Raw genomic sequence first — 19,438 nt, forward strand, 5'->3', positions numbered from 1 at the left:
CGTCGATCTCCTGAGCTCAGATTAGCGCGACAGGCGGCTTAATGGGCGCCGCCCATCGCGCCATCATCAAGCTCTATTGGCACACGTACATGATGCCATCGCCGCCCTTCACCAACGAGCCTGGGACGCAACCGATGCCGTTGCGCGCCGCATAGTCGGTCCAGCCGCTATAGCCATAGCTCCACGGTCCGCCGAAGTAATAGGCTCGCACGGCGTACCAGGGCAGACCGTCATTCGTGTAGTAGTGTCCGCGATAATAGGGAGTGACGTACAACCTCGTCGTCGCTTGCGCCTTGTCGAGCCCCAGCGAAACTCCGCCTTGATCGGTCCAGCCGATGGACAGCGTCGTGCCGCATACGAGCGCGGCGACGGCAACGGCAATCTTCCTTGCGCTTATCGACTTCATGGACGTTCTCCAAAAATGAACTTCAACGCCACCACACCAACGCAGCACCAGGGCGGCGGCTTGCTTTAGATCAAGGGATTCAACAAATCGCATTTGCTTCGTCTTCGATTTTACCGGGTCAAGTTCAGATCGAGTTAAGGGAATCTGGATGACGACGCTTTGACGTCCGACGAGTGCAGCCCGCCGGATCGCATCGGAAAGCATGCTGTCACGTGGTGCACCGGCTCTCTTCATACTTGAGCCATGTATGCAATCGTGCGAACGCTTCTCGCTGGAATGCGTCAGGCAGTCGGTGACAAGCTCCGAGGCGGCATGACGCGTTTGGATCTACTCTTCATCATTTCTGCCGTTTGGTTCGCAGGCTCGTGTTGCGCCGCGACCAATTTGTTGAAGGCGAAGAATAACCGGGCGGTGATGCCGCCTTTCAATTGGTGCTCATCAGGAAGCATCTCGGCGGCCAGCCGTGACCAGCTTCTTGCCTCGGCCATCCAGACCGTTTGGTTTGCCGGATCCTGGCTTGCAAGCTGCCGGCAAAGTGCTGCGCGCGAACTCAGCTCGAATTGACTCATCATCGGCCCTCCCTGCCAGAAGCTCGATGTACCCGGTGAGAATTCTGCGTTGCGTGCCACACCTCTGCAATTGCCCTTCCGGTCATTGTACCAAGGGGCAGGTCACAGCCACTGACTAAGCCGTGCGATACTATGCGAGGCCGTGTTGCGATAGTTCAATTCGTTGATCTGGCTCAAGCGAAGCCGCGTTCGGACGCGGTGAATATTCGCCTGCTGCAGCGTGCGTGCGCTTACCGACGAAGCGCCGCCATGCCTCAGCAAGTGCTTCACCAGGGGCGCGCCGCGGCAGAAGCGGCGGCTCGATTTAGGCAGCCATGCCATGCAGGTTGCATTGCTTCGCCAATTCTGCCGCCGTGGCCCGTTGCTTGCCCGGCGAAGATCTGCGGCGGCAATGGCGCCGACAATGCCCATCTCACGATATCTGCTCTATGTCGGCAGTACGTTGCTCGCGATGCTCTTTGTTGTGGACGCACTGGTGCCGGATCGGCCCGCCATCCACGGTGGAGCTGCGCGCTCCGCGACCATCCGCATCCATTCCGATTGGAAATTACCCGAGCGGGTCGTTCTCGACACTAGCCTGCCGACGATTGTCGCAACCGACATCGCCAGGGTCGAGCTTGGTATCCTGCCCGGCGCCGACGTCTCACAGAGGCGCGCTCGCGAGGCCTTTGCTCAGCTAGGAGCCCCCGATGCCGAACGACCACCAGCGCGTCCGTCGACAAAGGCGGATGTGAAGCCGCAGCGCCAAAACAAAAGTGCGAGGAGGCACATCGAAAAAAATATCCGGCTCGTCGCGCGGCCGCCGCAATACGGCTGGTTCGGCAACCAGGTTTGGTGAGCGTCTCCTATCGTCGCATCTTCGGGGTGGGGCGCCCGCCATTGATACTATCAACGAGTGCACGTCGAGGCATTGCCCAATCAAACGTCCTTGAAGATCGGGAGTAACTGACATGAGTGAAACGTCGAGGTCTGAGCGAACCGATCGTCGCCGGGCTCTTTCGTTGCTCGGATGGGCCGCGGTACTCGGATTGGCGACCTCCGGAACGTTCCTGTTCGGAGCAGAAGCGCCGGCGCAGACGATCGGCATGCAGCGACGCCAGGAGAGGCGCGGAGCCCGCCACGAGCGGCGTCAGGAACGGCGCGCGGGCCGGACTGAACGCCGTCAGGAAAGGCATACAGGGCGCACGGAGCGCCGTGAAGAGCGGCGCAATTAGGACGCCGACATGACCTCACCGATTATCGTTCGCCGGCAGATGTCTGCTTGATCGCGATCCGGAAGCTGGCGGATGCCGCAGACCTGGTACGTAACATTCGAGGTGCACAAGCGTGGGACCTTGCCGAAGCGGCGAAGTCCACGGGAGACACGCACATTCGAGAGCGAAGCCGAGGCGCGGGCTTTCGCGCGAGCGAAGTTCAATGAGGGATTGATCGTGTTTGCAGGCACGCTCAATCCCTTTTTGCCGCGACGGCTGATTCCCTCGAGCGATATCCCGTCCTGGATAGAGCAAGACCGAGGCGACGAGGTTGCCGGCCACGATGCCAAGCGCGACCCGGAGAAATAGGCAGCATGTCTTGGTGCTCATGCCGATGTCGCGTCGAAATGTCTTGAGTGTTGCCATTATGGCACGTGGAGTTTGTGGCGTCGCCCGTAGAGTTTCAGCTGGAAGTTGGGGGATGATTGCAGTGCAACAAGCCGCCGATCGGGCAATCAAAAGCGGCCGGCAAGGAGAGAGCATGATGAAAAGACTTCTACTAGCAACCGTTGGTCTGGTGGCGCTGTGCACGGCGGGGACCGCCATGGCTGCCGATATGGCCGTAAAGGCGCCTCCACCGGCACCGATCATTCCGATCTACAATTGGACGGGGTTCTACATCGGCGGCAATGGTGGCTGGGCGCAGAACCACAACTGCGTCGATTTCCTTGACGCGGCTGGAGTCGCCGTCGCCTCTGGCTGCCGCGATCGTTCCGGTGGTGTCATCGGTGGCCAGCTCGGTTATCGCTGGCAGGCCAGCCAGTGGGTGTTTGGTCTGGAGGCTCAGGGCGATTGGGCGGATCTCAGCAACCAGCGCGTCAGCCTGTTCAATCCGGCGCTCTCCACGCGCGCCAAAACGAGCGCCATCGGCCTCTTCACCGGCCAGATCGGCTACGCCTGGAATGCGTCACTGTTCTACGTGAAGGGTGGCGCTGCGGTAACAGACAATCGTCTCAGCGTGCTTGATACTGCGTCCGGCGCCGAGCTCGCGGCGCAAAGCGCAACCCGCTGGGGTGGTGTCATTGGTGTCGGATACGAGTATGGCTTCACCCCGAACTGGTCGGTGGGGCTCGAATACGACCATCTGTTCATGGGGCATCGGAATAATTCGTTCACGGCCGCCGATCCGCGCCTTGCCGCTTTTGTAAACGACCGGATCACCCAGGACGTGGATATGCTCACCGTGCGCTTCAACTACCGCTTCGGAGGGGCCAACCCGGTCGTCGCGAGGTACTGAACTCTCCCGGTCTGATGTCTTCAGGGGGCCGGCAGTCATGTCGGCCCTCATTTTTGTGGTCTCATCGCGCAAGCCAGTCAGCGTCTGCCGGCGCGATCGACCGGACCGCCGCGGTTGGTCGGAGCGCCGGACCGCACTGCTTCTCGTGCGGCAGCGTGCGCGACGGGACGCACTCCCAGACGACGCCCGGTCTTGCGACGCAATGCGCGGGCTAGTCCACATATTGGCAATATACGGCCGCGTTGGCGCATTTAGGACTCGCGAAGACGAGCCCGGGCACCAAGAGCGCGTGCTCTGGAAAATCCGGGGCAGATCTACCAGCCGGAATAGTAGCTCCGCCTCGCATAGTAGCCGCCATAACCGCCATAACCGCCATAGCTACCGTAGGCGCTGTAGGCACTGGGCGGACAATATTCATAGCCGTATCCTCCGCCGTAAGAGGAGTATCCGCCGCCGTAGGAGGGATATGCACCATAGTAGCCGGAGCTTGCGATCGCGCCACCCACGACAGCGCCCGCAACCACCGCGCCGGCGCCCCAGCCACGGTAGCCTCGATATCCGTAACCTCTGTAGCCATATCCGGCGCCGCGATAGCCCAAACCACGATAGCCCAATCCCGCTCCGCGGTAGCCTCCGCCCCATCCGCCGCGATAACCCCAGCCTCCGTAGCGCACTTTCACCACGTCATTATCGAGCGTGGCTCTCATGGCGCCGACGTTGGTCGGCAAGGGCGCTGCTTCGCTTCCGGCTACAGAAATCATGGTGGTCGCGACAGTAAGAATTGCTGGAAATGCTCCTTTGATGAACCTCATCATATCCTCCACTGGTTTAAATCTCGACTGACCGGCGAGAGAAGAATTCCGTCACGCCGGCGGCACGACCGCGCACATGAAATGTTTGCGGTCGTTACCGGCTTGGCCTTGATTTGAATCAACGAGCGAGCTTGGAGGCCGTGAGCGGCTCCGGCCGGTCACGGGCCCGCTTGCCCGAGGCGCGGCACCAGATGGATCGTCCTTAGGTCGCAGAGCGCGGCGGGCTTGAAGAACCTGTGAATATAGCGAACATTAATCGCAACGGCTCGATCTGCATATCGTCGACACTTGCATAGTGGAGCGGCCTGATGATCACAGTTCCGGAACTGGTGTCGCAAGCTCTGGGCGCGTTTCTGACGACGGAAACCAAGGACCGGTTCGGCGCCTCGCATGCCGGCCTGACCGAATTGCTTCCATTTGCAGCCAAGCTCACGATGGAGTGCATCGGCAACAGCGATGCTCTCTATCACAACATCGAGCATACGTTGCTCGTGACCCTTGCCGGGCACGATATCCTGACAGGCCGCGCGCTGCTCCGGCCCACCACGGCAAACGACTATGCGAATTTCATTCTGGCGTGCCTTGCCCACGACATCGGATACGTCCGCGGCGTCGTTCAGGGCGATGAGGACGATCTGTTCATCGCGGACGTCACCGGCAACACGGTTCGTCTGCCGCGAGGATCGTCCGATGCGGCTCTCGCGCCATACCATGTCGATCGGTCGAAACTGTTCGTGCTGGAACGGTTGGATTCCGTCGAGCAGGTGGATGCCGATCGGGTCGCTCGGGCGATCGAATATACCCGGTTTCCTTACACGATGTCTTCGAATGACAGCCTCATTGAAGAGGAGGGATTGCTGTTGCGGGCCGCCGATCTCATCGGTCAGCTCGGCGATCCCAACTATCTGAAGAAGTCCAACGCGCTGTTCTACGAGTTCGAGGAGATCGGACTCAACAAGACCTTGGGCTACGCGACGCCAGCGGACATCGTTTACAAATATCCACAATTCTATTGGAGTAACGTAGCTCCCCAGATCCAACCGGCGATACGTTATCTCAACGTGACGTCTCGAGGCCGGCAATGGATAGCGAGTCTCTACGGCAACGTATTTCGGGCCGAGCGTGAGCTGACTCTCTCCGGACCGCAGCCCTAGACCGGACCACAGCCCTAGAAGAGGCTCGACGCTTGATCTGGATCAAGCGTGCGGCGTGAGAGCAGGGGCTAGTTCGCCTCAGCATGCGCGGCATGACTGAAGGCGCGTCCGTGAAAACACTCCGTCAGATATTCTCTGGAGACGAGATCATCCAGCTTTTGATCCGGCTCGGATTGCTCGGGCTGCTGCTCGTCTGGGCGCTCCTCCTGGTCCGTCCATTCATCCCCATATTGGCCTGGAGTGTCGTGCTTGCTGCTGCGCTGAACCCGGTTTTTCGGCGCCTCAGCGACATTCTCGGTGGGCGGCCGAAGCTTGCGGCGACGATTCTCACGCTCGTCAACCTGGCTGTGGTGATCGGACCGGCGACCTGGCTGGGCATGGGCGCGGTCGACGGGATCACCGATCTTGCCGCCCAGGTGACGGCCGGTGAATTGCATGTGCCTTCGCCGCCGCAGTCGCTCAAGGAGTGGCCAGTCATCGGGCCTCAGCTCTTCGATCTCTGGGATCAGGCGACGACCAACCTCCGGTCGCTCTTGCGCGCGGTCGTGCCCTATTTGAAGCCATTCGCGACCACCTTGCTTGGGTTTGCCGGCAATGCCGGTGTGGGAACGGTCAAGTTTCTGCTGTCGGTGGCGGTGGCCGGCGTGCTGTTTCCGTATGGACCTCAGCTCGTGGCCGCAGGGCGCAGCTTTCTGTCGCGCATCGTGCCGGACCAAAGCGAGCATTTTCTGGACTTGGCGGGAGCCACGATCCGTGCGGTGGCTCAAGGCGTGATCGGCGTTGCTATCATCCAAGCCTTGCTGGCGGGAATAGGTTTCAAGCTCGCCGGCATCGCCAGCGCGGGCCTTCTTGCCTTCGTGGTGCTGTTGCTGTCGATCGTGCAGATCGGCGGGACCATCGTCATCCTGCCGGTTATCATCTGGATCTGGACCGACAAGGAATTTCCGATCGCGCTCCTGCTGACGGTGTTTCTCGTGATCGTGTCGGTGCTCGACAATATCCTGAAACCGCTTGTCATGGGCCGCGGCCTGACCACGCCGGCGCTCGTGATCCTGATCGGGGTGATCGGAGGAACCCTCTTCCATGGGATCATCGGCCTCTTCATCGGACCTATCATTCTATCTGTGGTCTGGGAGCTGACGGTGGCCTGGATTCGTACCGAACGTGCTGTGCCGGCGAAACTGGCGATCGAGCGTTGACGCATATCAATTCGACTGAGCCTTTCAGGCAAAGCGATACGACAACGAGGTCGGAACGTGGTGGAAATATCTGGCCCGCCTGGTCCCCTTGCTGTGGCCGCCGGTATTGATGCAGGACTTCGGCATGCTCCAACGAGTGCGACGTGAGCGCCATGGATACCATTCTTGTCATCAATGCCGGCTCTTCCCACCTCAGATTCCGTATTTATTCGGTCGAAGGAGAAGGAAGCCTACGGCAGCAGATCAAGGGGCGGATCGACGGGATCGGACGTTGCCCGCGACTGCAGGCGAGCAGTGCCGGTGGCGATCCGCTTGCCAATCGCGCCTATCCGATCGAAGCAGTGCGGGATATTCCGGCCGCACTGAACATTGCAGGCGCCTGGTTGCGGGATGAGCTTCATATCAGCCCCATCGCTGTCGGGCACCGCGTCGTTCACGGCGGTGCGGAGCATGACCGGCCGGTCCTGATTGATCAGGGGATGCTGGCTCGCCTGGAAGGACTGACGGCGTTGGCGCCGCTTCATCTACCGCACAATCTGGCGCCCATTCGAGCGATCCTGGCTGACTTCCCGACGCTTCCGCAGGTCGCCTGCTTCGAGACCGCATTTCATCGAACACATGCTGCGGTGGCCGACCACGACGCGATCCCTCGTGGGCTTCATGCAGAGGGCGTACCGCGCTATGGATTTCATGGCCTTTCCTACGAATACATCGCGAAGACCTTGCTGAGGGTTGCGCCGGAAATCGCGATGGGACGCGTGATCGTCGCGCATCTCGAGAGCGGGGCATCAATGTGCGCGCTCGATGGAGGGCGGAGCGTCGAAAGCACCATGGGCTTCACCGCGATTGACGAACTGCCGATGGAAGCGCGACCAGGGCAGATCGACGCGGGAGTTGTGCTTTATCTCATTTCGGAGAAGGGAATGGCAGCATCCAGAGTGCAGGAGCTTCTCCAGGGAGATTGCGGGCTGAACGGCCTCTCGGGCCTCAGCTGCGATATGCGTCAGCTCGAGGCAAGTAAAGACGTCAACGCGAAATTTGCGATCGACTATTTCGTTCACTGGGTCAGCCTTAACGCTGGTATGCTCGCAGCTGCGTTGCAGGGGCTCGATGCGTTCGTCTTCACCGCCGGGATCGGCGAAAGCTCCGCGTCGATCCGTTTGCGCGTGGCGGAGCGGCTCGCATGGCTCGGTGTCAAGCTTGATGTGGCGCAGAACGCGCGGCAATCGCAGTTGATATCGTCTGCCGCGAGCCGCATTCCGGTTTACGTCTTGCCGTCCGACGTGGATCTTATGATCGCGAGACACACGTTGGCGCTGCTAATGAACAGCGGCTCGACAGCATCAAAGGGGGCGTCGTGATCGGTTCCCCTTGATCGGGGTTGCGGTCAAGCGTCAACGGGGTCCCGTGGTCGGCGCTTGCGGGATCGGACGGCTTCTTCGATGTCGGCACCAGGAGTGCGTATTGGCGGTTCAATTCCTGCTCGGTACCTTGATCAGCGTGATCAACATCATGATTCACGCGCTGGTGACCGTTGCGGCCATCGACATCGCCCGTACCGCCGGATTGAAGCATACGGCGCGGCCCCGGTCGCACCTGATGGCCGTGATGGTCATCACTGCTGTCATTTTGATGGTCGCGCACGTCGTCGAGGTTCTCATTTGGGCGCTCGCCTATGCGGCGGTCGGCGCGGCGCCTCCGGGAAGCGATCTGCTATATTTCACCTTCGTGAACTACACCACGCTCGGCTATGGGGACATCACGCCCGTGGCGGGCTGGCGGCTGACCGGACCTATGACCGCCATGAACGGCATCCTGATGTTTGGTTGGTCGACCGCGGTTCTTTTCGAGGTCCTGCGCAAGACGGTTGAACATCTCGCGGCGATTGCGGCGCCTAAGTCTAGTTCTGGAGATCGAGGCTAGCGAGCTTCAGCCGGTCCAGCAGCACGATCTGGCGCTGGGTATTTCCGACGAAGCCGAGGATACCAAGTTCATGCAACCGCGATAATGCGCGGGAGACGGTTTCCAGCGTTAATCCGAGATAGTCGGCGATATCGCGCCGCGACATCGGCAGCGCCATGATCCCGGCGGCTGTCAGCCGCTTGTCCATCTCGATCAGGAAGGCTGCGACCCGCTCCAGCGACGTCTTGCGGCCGAGCAGCAGCATGTGGTCTTCCGCATGCTGAAGGTTGGTCGTGGTCATGCTCAGCAGGTTGCGAGCCACCACGGCGTCGTCCTGCGCGACCAGCTCGAGACTTTGGCGCCTCACCAGGCGAACCGTGGTATCGACGATCGCTTCCGTCGTGAACCTGTGCGCACTGCCGTTTTCCAGCCCGAAGATATCGCCCGCAAGATGAAATGCGCCGATCTGGCGGCGGCCGTCCGACAGCAGCTTGTAGCTCCGCACAGCGCCGTTCTTCACCTGATAGACGTACTCTGCGGGCTCCTTTTCGCCGTAGACTTCGGAGCCCTTCTTATAGGTAAACTCGTTTAAACTGATGATCGGGTTTGAATCGGTGTTTAACCCTAGCTCGCGGAGCGAATGAAGCCGCGAGGAGGCGTCGGCAGCGGTGCGAACGAACATGGCCAACTCCCGAACTGATGGTGACGCGGTATTTCCATCGCGGGAATAAGGAGCCGCCGAAAATCCGCTTCCCGCGAAGGTTGTTTAGGCGATAATTGGGGTTTTCAACCATTGTCTGTAGGTGCATTGTACCAAGGTACAGGAGGGGTTCGATGCGCTGACTGAGAACCCGTCAGAGTGTCTGTCAGATGGTGCGGCAATATGCCGAAAACGGACGCTTCGTTCCCGATTGCAGCATCCCAATTGGGCTGCTTTGCTTAGGCATCAACGGCACGTCTGGTCTTTCTGCATTTGAAGTACCCATCGAGGGGAAAAAACTTGTCCGGCTTCGTATATGTCGTGGACGACGACGCATCCTTTCGGATGGCGATTCAGCGTCGGCTCAAACTGGCTGGGTATGAAGTTGTGACCTACGCGTCTGCCCAGCAGCTGCTGGATGATCCGCCAGGGGCCGACCATCCGGGATGTATCTTGCTCGATGTGCAGCTTCCGGGCCTGAGCGGGCCGGAGTTGCAAGCCTCGCTCGTCCAATGCCATTCGCCGCTGCCCATCGTCTTTCTGACCGGGCATGCGGATACCGCGACAACGGTCCGTGCGATCAAGGCCGGCGCGGAGGATTTTCTGACCAAACCGGTGTCGTCGGAACAGTTGATCGATGCGATTGAGCGGGCAATGGCTCAACAGGAGGTGGCGCGGAGCCAACAGAGCAAGCTCGATCCGCTTCGTTCTCGCTTGAGGTCTCTATCGCGACGCGAGCGACAGGTCTTCGACCTCATCGTGCGCGGGAAGATCAACAAGCAGATCGCCTACGAGCTTGGAACGACCGAACGAACGGTGAAGGCGCACCGCCACCAAGTGATGACAAAGATGCAGGTACTATCGTTTGCCGAACTGGTGTCCGCTGCCGAGCGGCTCGGCCTTCTGGATTCGGCAAAGGTGTGACGCAGGCCGGTTTTCGTGCGCTTCGTCAGGTCTGCGATCAGACCTGTACGATGGGACAATATGAAATGTTATTGACATAATTCGCCCTGGGCCGCCTACATACCGGCGTCGTTAGCCGTCGGATTAGCGCAGGAACCTTTGCCGCGTAGCGTCGTTGCGACGCGAGTGCCAGGTTTCCAATCAGAAAGACGGGCCCATTGTTTGCACGTAAGCCGATTTACGTCGTGGATGATGATTTATCAATGCGCCGGAGCTTGGAGCGGCTGCTTCGAAAGCACGGCTTTGATGCTGTTGCCTTTGATTCCGCCGCTGCGCTGCTTCGTTATGGCTGCATCGAAGAGGCGTGCTGCATCGTTCTGGATATCAATCTGAACGGAGAGTCGGGTATCTCACTCCGCGGCAGGCTCGCGAGCGAGTGTGCCAGTGTCCCGATCATCTATATTACCGGCAACGACTGCCAGGCAAATCAGGCTGCCGCGATTCAGTCCGGGTGCGCCGCCTATCTGGCCAAGCCCTTTGCAGCAAGCGCACTCATCGACTCCATTGAACGCGCCTGCGCCGAGCATGGCTGAAGCCGCCGCTGCTCACTCCTCGATGTCCTGCTCCAGAGTCTGTGCGGGCGCGCCGTTGTGAGCCGAGCCGAACTGTGCCAGCGGCAACGATGTCGTCAGAGACAGAAGGTTGGAATCGGTGACCTCGAGCACCAGAGTCTTGCCGGCTTCCATGTCCTCGATGAACCTGGGATCGGCGGCGTCTGCGGCGATACAGGTATTGGTCAGGCACCAGGTGTAGGGCAATGATCTGGAATTTCCCTGATCGACGGTCAGCTTGGCAGGCCGTTGCAGATACATCCCGACGGGGACAAACACTTGCAGCCGGGCAGTGCGGTCGCCGTCGCGCTCGATCAGGTCCACGCGCACCGCCATCTGGCCCGTTGCAAACTTGCCGGTGATCGAGGTCCGACACAGCGTCGGCGCACCGCCGGGCTTGACGCAAAGCTTCCGCCACTCGCCATAGGTGATGTCCTTGGCTTCGCGCTGTCCGCGAGGCGCGATTTCGGCGGACTTTGCCTCTGGAGCCGGCTTGGGCGCGACTGCATTCTGCGCCGAAGCTGGTCCGGCAAGAGCCGCCGCGAACAACATCGATAGCCAGACGAGCGTACCGCCCGGCGAAGGTATTGATGTTGCGTCAATCATGTTCTACCTCCACGCCAGCCTCTGCGGCTATTTCTGCGCGTCAAGAAATCGTTCGACGAGCGGTGACCACATCGGGATCGTGTCGGGCGAGCCGATGAAGAAATGTCCTTCGCCGCCGAAGGGCGGCATCAGATGATATTCGGCCCTGCCGCCGGCCGCGGTGAAGGCCTCATGCATGCGCTTCGATAGGGCAGGGCCGAAGAACGTGTCGTTCTCGATATAGAACCACAGCATTGGCACCCGCGACGTCCGGCCGAAATCGGCGGTCGCTTCGACCAGCTTGTCCGGTGCGCAATTGTTATTGGGTTTGCCATCGACGCGGCCGCCGCGTCCTGCGGCGAAGGTGATGATCGCCTTGACCTGCGGAGGGTTTGCGCTCGAGAGCGCAATGGAAGCCCAGCCGCCTGCGGACTGTCCGATGACGATCACGTCCTTCGGCAGAACGCGCTTCTCGGCCACCATGTAGTCGATGATCCAGAGATCGACTTGTGCCACCGCACGCCCGGCGTCGTGGAAGTTCGGATTGGTGCAGCTTCCGACCTTGGAGAAGAAGGGCCCGTAAAGACCGTGCTCGGGAATATCGATGGCGGCCGCGCCGTAGCCGGTTCCGACCGGCGCTACGACGAAATAGCCGCGGCTGGCGAACCACTTCGCGGCATTGCGGAATTCCACCAGCGGGAAAAAGCTTCGGTCGACCGCTTTGAGCGACACGCCATGGTTCATGATCGCCAGCGGGAAGGGGCCGTCGCCGACCGGCCGCACCACATAGGCGAACATCGGCAGCGGGAGCGGCAGGGCCCAGACCTCTTCCTGGATCCGAGCATTGTCGTCGGCGCGTACAGGGGCAAGAAAGCAGGCCAAGATGCTCAGCGCTCCTGCCAGATAGGTCGCTGTTGAAGCATGGCGGAGATTCACGCGCGCCTCCTTCAACCGGCGAAAGTGCTGGCCACGATGATCGGTCCAAGCACGGTCAGGACGACGTTGCCAACAGCGTAAGGCACGGCCACGCCGAGCACCGGCGTCTGGCTTTCTGCAACTTCGCAGGCCCCGGTCACCGCGGCGTCGACAGTCATGGCGCCGGCCAGCGCGCCGCAAATGATGACCGGGTTCATGCGGAGCACGCGATGGGCAAACAGGGTCGTCACGATCAGCGGTACCAGCGTGACGACCAGGCCCATGCCGACCAGCAGCATGCCGTGCGACTGGATCGCGACCCAGGCCGCATGGCCGTTCCCGAGCCCGATCGCGGCGATGAAGCCGCCAAGACCGAGATCGCTCAGCGTCTGCTGCGCTGCAGGCGGCATCGCGCCCATCGTCGGCCGCCGCGAGCGCAGCCAGCCGCAGAAAAGTCCCGCTATCAAGGCACCGCCGCCGCCGCCCAGAGTCAGAGGCACTGAACCGATCTTGACGCTCGCGAGGCCGGCGAGCAGACCTATGGCAATGCCTGCGGCAAGGAATGCGATGTCGGTGCGGTCTTCGGAGCTCAGGATCTGTCCAACCTGCGAGGCGGCGCGCTCGATGTTGCGGGTGCTGCCGACCAGCGTCATGACATCACCGACATAGACGCGGGTGTCCGCACTCAACGGGACCTCGCGTCCCATCCGCGTCAGGGTGCGCAGGAACACGCCGCGCGCGGCGTCGCCGACGCGTTCAGCCATGTCCTTGACGGAGCGGCCATGGAGCTTGCGATTGTCGACGAGGACGTCGACCACGTTGCCTGGAAGAGCCTTCAGGATCTCGTCGGCGTCGATTTCTGTGCCAACAATCGGCTTTGCAGCGACAATGGCGGCGGTGCGGCCTGCGATAACGATGTCGTCGTTCGCTTCAAGAACGGTGTCGCGATGCGGTTCGACGTCAGCGCCCTGGCGCACGATCCGCTCGATCACGCTGCGGCTGCCGATCTGGTCTTCGACGGCGCCGACGGTCCGGCCCGCCGCTGCCGACACCCGGTACGCGCGCGCCTGGAACTTTCGATAATGCAGATTTTCGGTCTGTGGCGGGTTGCCACCCGACAGCTCCGCCTCGAGCTTTGCAGCTTCCGCTTTCAAATCGATCCGCATCAATTTCGGCGCGACGAACGGCACGTACAGGAGCGTGAGGATATAGCCGAGCACGTAGGTGACGGCGTACCCGGCGGCGATATTGGCGTCCTGCTGCTGCAGCACCTCTTTGGCCAGTCCGAGCTGGGATAGTGCCCCAGACGCGGTGCCGATGACCGACGACTGTGTCAGGGCTCCCGCAGCAAGACCGGAAGCGGTGCCGGGACCGAGCGCGAATACATGGGCGAATATGAGAACGATGACGAGGCCGGTGCCACCAAGCACGAGCGCGAGGGCGACCTGAGCCAGGGTCCGGATGCTCAGCGAGGCAAAGAACTCGGGCCCCGACCGGTAGCCGATCGTGAACACGAACAGGCTGAAGAGAATGACCCTCAACAGGGAGGGAAACGTGAAGGTGCCGAGCTGCCCGATCAGGACGGCAACGATGAGCGTGCACGCGGTGGTACCGATCGAAAAACCGTGAATCCGGACGCGGCCAAGAATGGTGCCGAGCGCGACCGACAGCAGCAGAAAGATTTCCGGCGCGGCGGAGATGATCCATCTGACCGTGCTCATGGTGCAGGCCCTCCAGCGATTTGCGCTAAATCTGGTTCGTCAAATCCGGCGATGCTTGATTCAGATCAACCCCTGCCGGGGTTAAGCCGCTCCCTGTTGAGCCGCAGGACTTGACGTGGGGACATGAGCACGATGGATACCGCCGTTGCTTCGTCGATACGCCGCGACGAAACGGTGCCAATCGCGCTGCTGCTGGCCTTCGCGGGCGGCTATCTCGACGCCTATACGTGGATCATCCACGGCGTGATGGCCAATGCCCAGACGGCAAATCTCGTGCTGCTGTGGGTCTATGGCTCGATCGGCGACTGGACGAAAGCGCTCCACTTCGTCCCACCGATCCTTGCGTTCGCGGTTGGTATCGTCGTCGCGTCATGGCTGCGCCGGGTAACCGGAAAGCGCGCTAGCGCGATCAGCACGCTGATCGAAATCCTCCTGCTGGTCGCTATCGCCGTCCTACACAATCGCTTGCCGGATCTTGCGGGAACGCTTGGCATTTCATTCGTCGCCGCCGTGCAGAGCGCCGTCTTCACGAGGGTGGAGGGCGTGGTCTACAGCTCCGTCATGATCACGGGTAACATGCGGCAGGCAATTGAAGGCCTGTTCACTGCGGCCGCTGGCGATGGGGCGCTCCGTCCCCCCGGCATTTTTGCCACCCTATGTGTCTCCTTTGGTCTCGGGGCGGCTGTGGGCGCCTTCGCGACCAAGCAAATCCCGAATCTGGCGCTCGGTCTCCCCGTGATCGCACTGCTGGTCGTGCTGTTGCTCTGCGAAGCCTCAAGCGAGGAGGGCAGGCTCTGATGTCTTCCGGGTGGAAATGGCACTGGATCTTCCTGTTTCCGCCCGCAACCTGGCTGGCGCAGTATCACCGCGCCTGGCTGCGTTCGGACGCCATCGCCGGCATCACGCTTGCGGCTTACGCCATTCCGGTGTCGCTGGCCTATGCCACGCTGGCGGGCCTACCGCCCCAAATCGGCATCTACGGCTACATGCTCGGAGGCATCGGCTACGCGTTGCTCGGGTCGTCGCGCCAGCTTGCAATTGGTCCGACTTCCGCGATCTCACTGATGATTGCGGCCACTGTCGGAGCACTTGCCGGCGGAGACGCGGCGAAATACGCCGAGATCGCGAGCCTGGCCGCATGCGCAGTGGCGCTGCTTTGTCTGATTGCCTGGTTGTTCAAGCTCAGCGTTCTCGTCCGCCTGGTGAGCGACAGTATCCTGGTCGGCTTCAAGGCCGGCGCGGGACTTACCATCGTGATGAGCCAGTTGCCGAGCCTGTTCGGCGTCCCCGGAGGCGGTCACAATTTCTTCGACCGCGCCATCAAGCTCGCCGGCCAGCTCGGCGGCATCAATTGGCTGGTTCTGGCGATCGGAGCCATTGCGCTCTTGTTCCTGCTGGTGGGAGAACGGCGGCTGCCGGGAAGGCCGGTCGGGCTCACGATCATGGCGTTGTCGATCATGCTGGCGACACTGCTTGGTTTTCCGTCGCTTGGCGTGCCGGTGACCGGCAAAATTCCGGAGGGATTGCCGGCGTTTGGATTACCCAGCTTTGGTCTATTGGAGCCGGACGAACTGTTCCCGCTGGCTGCGGGATGCGTGCTGCTGGCCTATATCGAAGGCGTCTCCGCCGCCCGCAGCTTTGCTGCCAAGCACGGCTATACCCTCGATGTCCGGCAGGAGTTCTTGGGGCTCGGCGCGGCGAACCTCGTCACCGCGTTCGGCCACGGCTATCCCGTGGCCGGCGGGTTGTCGCAATCTGCCGTCAACGACAATGCCGGAGCGCGCACGCCGCTGGCCCTGGTGATCTGCTCGGCGACGCTCGCGCTATGCCTGCTGTTCTTCACGGGGCTCTTGACGAATCTGCCCAAGGCAGTACTTGCCGCAATCGTTTTTGCGGCCGTCTACAGGCTGGTGGACATCCGAGCGCTGGTGCGGATGTGGCAAGTCAGCCGCATCGACTTCTATGCTGCGGCAATCGCGTTGGTGTCGGTGCTGCTCCTGGGGATATTACAAGGCGTCCTGCTCGCGGCTGTCGCATCGATCGTGCTGCTGCTGGCGCGGGCCTCGCGTCCGAATGTCGCATTCCTCGGCCGGCTGCCCGGCACCGGCCGTTATTCCGACAATGCGAGGCATGAAGGCGTCGAGCCCCTGGTCGGCATCATCGCGTTTCGACCCGAAGCCTCGCTGCTCTACATCAATGCTGAAACGATCCTGGAAACAGTGTTAGGCACCTTGCCGCTATCGGTCGGCGTCAAGCTGGTTGTCTGCGATCTGTCGGCATCGCCCTACATCGATCTGGCCGGCGCGCGCATGTTGCATGATCTCTATGACGAACTCGCCTCCCGAAATATCACCTTCCGCATCGTTGGCGCGCACGCGCAATTGCGCGATCTTCTGCGGGCTGAAGGACTGGCGGAAAAGACTGACAGCGGGGCGTGGCTTCGTTCGGTCGGCAGCGTACTCGGGGAAAGCATGGCCGGACAATCATCTGATCCCAATCCATAGGATCCGCCCGACTTATTGGCGGTCGTCTCTGATGCGATCTCACCATCGTCCTCGATCCGTCACGCGGCAGCGCCTTGGACGATGTCGCACCGCAAATTACTCCAGGTCTCTTCAAGAGGCGCGACCCTTGACTTGGATCAATGGACCGAGGTGCGCGGGCATCACGATCTCCGGCGGAGACGTCGCAAAAAGATCCGGAGAGAGACATGCCCAAGGACGCCAAGGCTGCAGAAAAGCGCATCGATCAGTTCATTTCCGGGCCCGGCGGACGGGCGGATGATTGGCGCGATCTGGTGGAGGCAGCGAAGGCATGGGCGCGCGGCGGTGACCGCACGAAGTACGATGCGGCGCTGGCGGATCTCTCCGTGATAGAGGAGTTTCACGGCTATCCGGGGCTGCAGTTGATGGCGGCTTTGCGGGAAGCGGCCTCGGCCGGGGATGCGGCGGGTTCACTTGCTCTCGCGACGCGCATCACGCAGGCGTTGATGACGAGATCTTTCCGCCAGCTTGCCGGCGACTGGAATGCCAAGGACGACGGCAACGGTGATGCGCCCGAGCTTGTGCCGTCAACTTTCGGATCGCATGAGGGCCATCGACCCTATTTCGAGACACTGATCGTCACCGGCCTTTCGTCCAACCATTGGCCGGCGCTCGCCGCCGAATGGCGCAAGTTGCGCCGTCCGGTCGATTCTTTCGTCTATGAGCCGGTGATCGTCGGTAGTCTTGAAGACGCCTTCTGCGCGACGATGCTCAACCCCAATATCGCCGCCGTCGTCATCAACGAAGGGTTCGGCCTGCGCTCGCGCCACGATGCGCCGATACTCCGCACCATGACCGCCGCCGCGGGCATCAATGACGAGGCGGACGCGTCCGCGCTCCGGCTGGCGCACGTCATCAAGCGGGTACGTCCCGAGCTCGACATCTACCTGATGTCGAATCGCGACGTGGAGGCAATGGCGGGGAACCCCGAAGCCAATGTGGTTCGGCGGATATTTTACTCCATCGAAGAGCTCCTCGAGCTGCATCTCTCCATCCTCGAAGGGATCCAGGATCGCTTCGACACACCGTTCTTCGACAATCTCAAGAAATACGCGCAACGCCCGATCGGGACGTTTCATGCGCTACCGATCGCTCGCGGCAAATCTGTCTTCAGGTCGGACTGGATCCGCGATATGGGCGAATTCTACGGGCTGAACCTGTTCCTGGCCGAGAGCAGCGCGACCACCGGCGGTCTCGACAGTTTGCTGGAGCCGACGGGCACCATCAAGAGAGCGCAAGATAAGGCGGCACGCGCGCTCGGCGCCGATCGCGTGTTCTTCGTGACCAACGGCACCTCGACATCCAACAAGATGGCGGTGCAGGCGCTGCTCGGGCCAGGCGACATCGCGATCGTGGATCGTAACTGCCACAAGTCGCACCATTACGGCATGGTTCTGGCCGGTGCTCAGCCCATCTACGTCGAAGCGTTCCCGATGACCGAATATTCGATGTATGGCGCGGTGCCGCTGAAGACCATCAAGCAGGCCCTGCTGAATGCCAGAGCCGACGGCCGCCTGGACCGCGTCAAGATGCTTGACCTGACCAACTGCACCTTCGACGGCCACATCTACAACACCCGCCGGGTGATGGAGGAATGTCTCGCGATCAAGCCGGATTTGATCTTCCTGTGGGACGAAGCCTGGTTCGGCTTCGCGCGCTTCTCTCCGTTCCTGCGGCGACGGACCGCGATGGGCGCCGCCAACGAGATCGAGACCTGGATGCATGATCCGAAATCGGTCGCGGCTTACGAGAAGCAGCAGGCCGACCTCGGCAAGACCCCCTCGGACGAGGTGCTGCTCAAGACTCGTCTGATCCCGGATCCGCGTCAGATCCGCCTGCGCGTCTACCAGACCAACTCGACCCACAAGTCGATGTCGGCGATCCGGCAGGGCTCGATGCTGTCGGTCAAGGACGTCGAATTCCACACCGTCGAGCAGCAGTTCAAGGAGGCGGTGTTCACGCACGCGTCGACCAGCCCGAACCAGCAGCTCATCGCCAGCCTCGATGTCTCGCGGCGCCAGATGGAGCTTGAGGGCTACGGTCTCGTCGCCAACGCGATCGAAATTGCGTTCGCGATCCGCAAAGCGGTCAACAGCAATCCGCTGATCTCGAAATACTTCCGGATTCTCGGTGCGGACGCGATGGTGCCGGCGCAATATCGCCAGAGCGGCTTCACCGACTATCTCGCAACAGGCATGAACTGGGCGAGCGTCCTGAAGAGCCTGGACGACGACGAGTTCTGCCTCGACCCGACCCGGATGACGTTGGTCTGCGGCACCGCCGGCTACGACGGTACGCAGTTCAAGGGCATCCTGGCCAACGACTACAACATCCAGATCAACAAGACATCGCGCAATTCTGTGTTGTTCCAGTCCAACATCAACAATACCCGCAGCGACGTCGCGCATCTGGTGAGGGTGCTGGCCGAGATCGCGGGAGAGGTCGACCGCGGGTTGGTTCAGGGCGGCGCCAATGCGAAGAAGACCTTCGAGGCGCGCGTCAAGAGCCTGATGACCGATGTGCCCGACTTGCCGAACTTCTCGCAGTTCCACGACAGTTTCCGTGGCGATGCCGGCACCAGGACCAACGAGGGCGACATTCGTAGCGGCTTCTACTCGGCCTATGACGCAGCGGGATGCGAATATATCCGGCTCGGCGATTCCGAGATCGACCGTCGTCTCAAGGCCGGTCCCGACCTCGTCTCCGCCAGTTTCGTGATCCCGTATCCGCCGGGCTTCCCGATCATGGTGCCGGGGCAGGTCATCACCCAGGAAACCATCGACTTCATGCGCAAGCTCGATGTGAAGGAAATCCACGGCTACGACGCCAAGGAAGGGCTGAAGCTCGTACGTGCCGAAGCCCTGGCGAAGATTGGGCGGCCCAAGCCCGGCGCCGCGCCGAAGCTGAAGGCGGCATCGTAATAAAGGG

19 protein-coding genes are annotated in these 19,438 nt (G+C 61.3%); 12 read left to right on the top strand and 7 right to left on the bottom strand.

Annotated features, from left to right (window positions below):
• Positions 1-73: 73 nt before the first annotated feature.
• Together ABIB91_RS35225 and ABIB91_RS35230 are read right to left on the bottom strand one after the other, a co-directional pair.
• Positions 74-610, bottom strand: coding sequence for a hypothetical protein (locus tag ABIB91_RS35225; RefSeq protein ID WP_354171375.1), 537 nt, complete (start codon positions 608-610; stop codon positions 74-76).
• 77 nt (positions 611-687) lie between these two features.
• Positions 688-978: a hypothetical protein gene (locus ABIB91_RS35230; protein WP_354171374.1), complete on the bottom strand. Its 291-nt coding sequence runs from the start codon at positions 976-978 to the stop codon at positions 688-690.
• A gap of 316 nt (positions 979-1,294) precedes the next feature.
• Here ABIB91_RS35230 and ABIB91_RS35235 point away from each other — a divergent pair, with 316 nt between their 5' ends.
• The 3 genes from ABIB91_RS35235 to ABIB91_RS35245 all read left to right on the top strand — a co-directional run bounded on the left by ABIB91_RS35235 (position 1,295) and on the right by ABIB91_RS35245 (position 3,465).
• Positions 1,295-1,813 carry a hypothetical protein gene (locus ABIB91_RS35235; RefSeq protein ID WP_007592992.1) on the top strand — a complete coding sequence of 173 codons (519 nt, stop codon included), beginning with the start codon at positions 1,295-1,297 and terminating at the stop codon, positions 1,811-1,813.
• Between the two features lie 448 nt (positions 1,814-2,261).
• On the top strand, positions 2,262-2,537 hold the full coding sequence (locus ABIB91_RS35240; protein ID WP_007592990.1) for a hypothetical protein: 276 nt from the start codon (positions 2,262-2,264) through the stop codon (positions 2,535-2,537).
• Between the two features lie 172 nt (positions 2,538-2,709).
• Positions 2,710-3,465 (top strand): outer membrane protein, encoded by a 756-nt coding sequence (locus tag ABIB91_RS35245; RefSeq protein ID WP_007592988.1) that lies wholly within the window; start codon positions 2,710-2,712, stop codon positions 3,463-3,465.
• Between the two features lie 314 nt (positions 3,466-3,779).
• Here the strand turns inward: ABIB91_RS35245 and ABIB91_RS35250 are convergent, their stop codons facing one another.
• Positions 3,780-4,277 carry a hypothetical protein gene (locus ABIB91_RS35250; RefSeq protein ID WP_354171371.1) on the bottom strand — a complete coding sequence of 166 codons (498 nt, stop codon included), beginning with the start codon at positions 4,275-4,277 and terminating at the stop codon, positions 3,780-3,782.
• Between the two features lie 308 nt (positions 4,278-4,585).
• Here ABIB91_RS35250 and ABIB91_RS35255 point away from each other — a divergent pair, with 308 nt between their 5' ends.
• The 4 genes from ABIB91_RS35255 to ABIB91_RS35270 all read left to right on the top strand — a co-directional run bounded on the left by ABIB91_RS35255 (position 4,586) and on the right by ABIB91_RS35270 (position 8,553).
• Positions 4,586-5,431: an HD domain-containing protein gene (locus tag ABIB91_RS35255; protein ID WP_219684394.1), complete on the top strand. Its 846-nt coding sequence runs from the start codon at positions 4,586-4,588 to the stop codon at positions 5,429-5,431.
• Between the two features lie 83 nt (positions 5,432-5,514).
• Positions 5,515-6,630: an AI-2E family transporter gene (locus tag ABIB91_RS35260; RefSeq protein WP_007592983.1), complete on the top strand. Its 1,116-nt coding sequence runs from the start codon at positions 5,515-5,517 to the stop codon at positions 6,628-6,630.
• Between the two features lie 152 nt (positions 6,631-6,782).
• The gene (locus ABIB91_RS35265; RefSeq protein ID WP_354171368.1) at positions 6,783-7,991 is read left to right on the top strand and encodes an acetate/propionate family kinase; all 1,209 of its coding nucleotides are present in this window, start codon (positions 6,783-6,785) and stop codon (positions 7,989-7,991) included.
• A 103-nt stretch (positions 7,992-8,094) separates the two neighbouring features.
• Positions 8,095-8,553 (top strand): potassium channel family protein, encoded by a 459-nt coding sequence (locus ABIB91_RS35270; protein WP_354127603.1) that lies wholly within the window; start codon positions 8,095-8,097, stop codon positions 8,551-8,553.
• Here the strand turns inward: ABIB91_RS35270 and ABIB91_RS35275 are convergent.
• Complete coding sequence (locus tag ABIB91_RS35275) at positions 8,531-9,214, bottom strand: helix-turn-helix domain-containing protein (RefSeq protein WP_007592978.1); 684 nt, start codon at positions 9,212-9,214, stop codon at positions 8,531-8,533. The genes ABIB91_RS35270 and ABIB91_RS35275 overlap by 23 nt on opposite strands.
• A 318-nt stretch (positions 9,215-9,532) precedes the next feature.
• Between ABIB91_RS35275 and ABIB91_RS35280 the strand changes: the two genes are divergently transcribed.
• Together ABIB91_RS35280 and ABIB91_RS35285 are read left to right on the top strand one after the other, a co-directional pair.
• A complete protein-coding gene (locus ABIB91_RS35280; protein WP_354171365.1) occupies positions 9,533-10,156 on the top strand; it encodes a response regulator transcription factor in 624 nt (207 codons plus the stop codon).
• A gap of 197 nt (positions 10,157-10,353) precedes the next feature.
• On the top strand, positions 10,354-10,728 hold the full coding sequence (locus tag ABIB91_RS35285) for a response regulator (protein WP_354127605.1): 375 nt from the start codon (positions 10,354-10,356) through the stop codon (positions 10,726-10,728).
• A 12-nt stretch (positions 10,729-10,740) separates the two neighbouring features.
• On the opposite strand, the gene ABIB91_RS35290 is transcribed toward ABIB91_RS35285, so the two are convergent.
• Genes ABIB91_RS35290 through aspT form a run of 3 tightly spaced genes read right to left on the bottom strand, consistent with a single transcriptional unit; the run spans position 10,741 to position 13,967 of the window.
• Positions 10,741-11,352 carry an invasion associated locus B family protein gene (locus tag ABIB91_RS35290; protein ID WP_354171362.1) on the bottom strand — a complete coding sequence of 204 codons (612 nt, stop codon included), beginning with the start codon at positions 11,350-11,352 and terminating at the stop codon, positions 10,741-10,743.
• Positions 11,353-11,379: 27 nt separating this feature from the next.
• A complete protein-coding gene (locus ABIB91_RS35295) occupies positions 11,380-12,234 on the bottom strand; it encodes an alpha/beta hydrolase family protein (protein WP_502917063.1) in 855 nt (284 codons plus the stop codon).
• 44 nt (positions 12,235-12,278) lie between these two features.
• Positions 12,279-13,967 carry an aspartate-alanine antiporter gene (gene aspT, locus ABIB91_RS35300; RefSeq protein ID WP_354171360.1) on the bottom strand — a complete coding sequence of 563 codons (1,689 nt, stop codon included), beginning with the start codon at positions 13,965-13,967 and terminating at the stop codon, positions 12,279-12,281.
• Positions 13,968-14,090: 123 nt separating this feature from the next.
• On the opposite strand from aspT, the gene ABIB91_RS35305 reads away from it, so the two are divergent.
• From ABIB91_RS35305 to ABIB91_RS35315, 3 genes are all read left to right on the top strand, one after another.
• A complete protein-coding gene (locus ABIB91_RS35305; RefSeq protein WP_354171358.1) occupies positions 14,091-14,765 on the top strand; it encodes a YoaK family protein in 675 nt (224 codons plus the stop codon).
• Complete coding sequence (locus tag ABIB91_RS35310; RefSeq protein WP_354171355.1) at positions 14,765-16,471, top strand: SulP family inorganic anion transporter; 1,707 nt, start codon at positions 14,765-14,767, stop codon at positions 16,469-16,471. The genes ABIB91_RS35305 and ABIB91_RS35310 overlap by 1 nt, the downstream gene beginning before the upstream one ends.
• A 206-nt stretch (positions 16,472-16,677) precedes the next feature.
• Positions 16,678-19,431 (top strand): decarboxylase, encoded by a 2,754-nt coding sequence (locus ABIB91_RS35315; RefSeq protein ID WP_354171353.1) that lies wholly within the window; start codon positions 16,678-16,680, stop codon positions 19,429-19,431.
• The last annotated feature ends 7 nt before the right edge of the window (positions 19,432-19,438 follow it).

The sequence above is a fragment of the Bradyrhizobium sp. JR4.3 genome (genome assembly GCF_040547695.1).
GTDB classification, from domain to species: Bacteria; Pseudomonadota; Alphaproteobacteria; order Rhizobiales; family Xanthobacteraceae; genus Bradyrhizobium; species Bradyrhizobium canariense.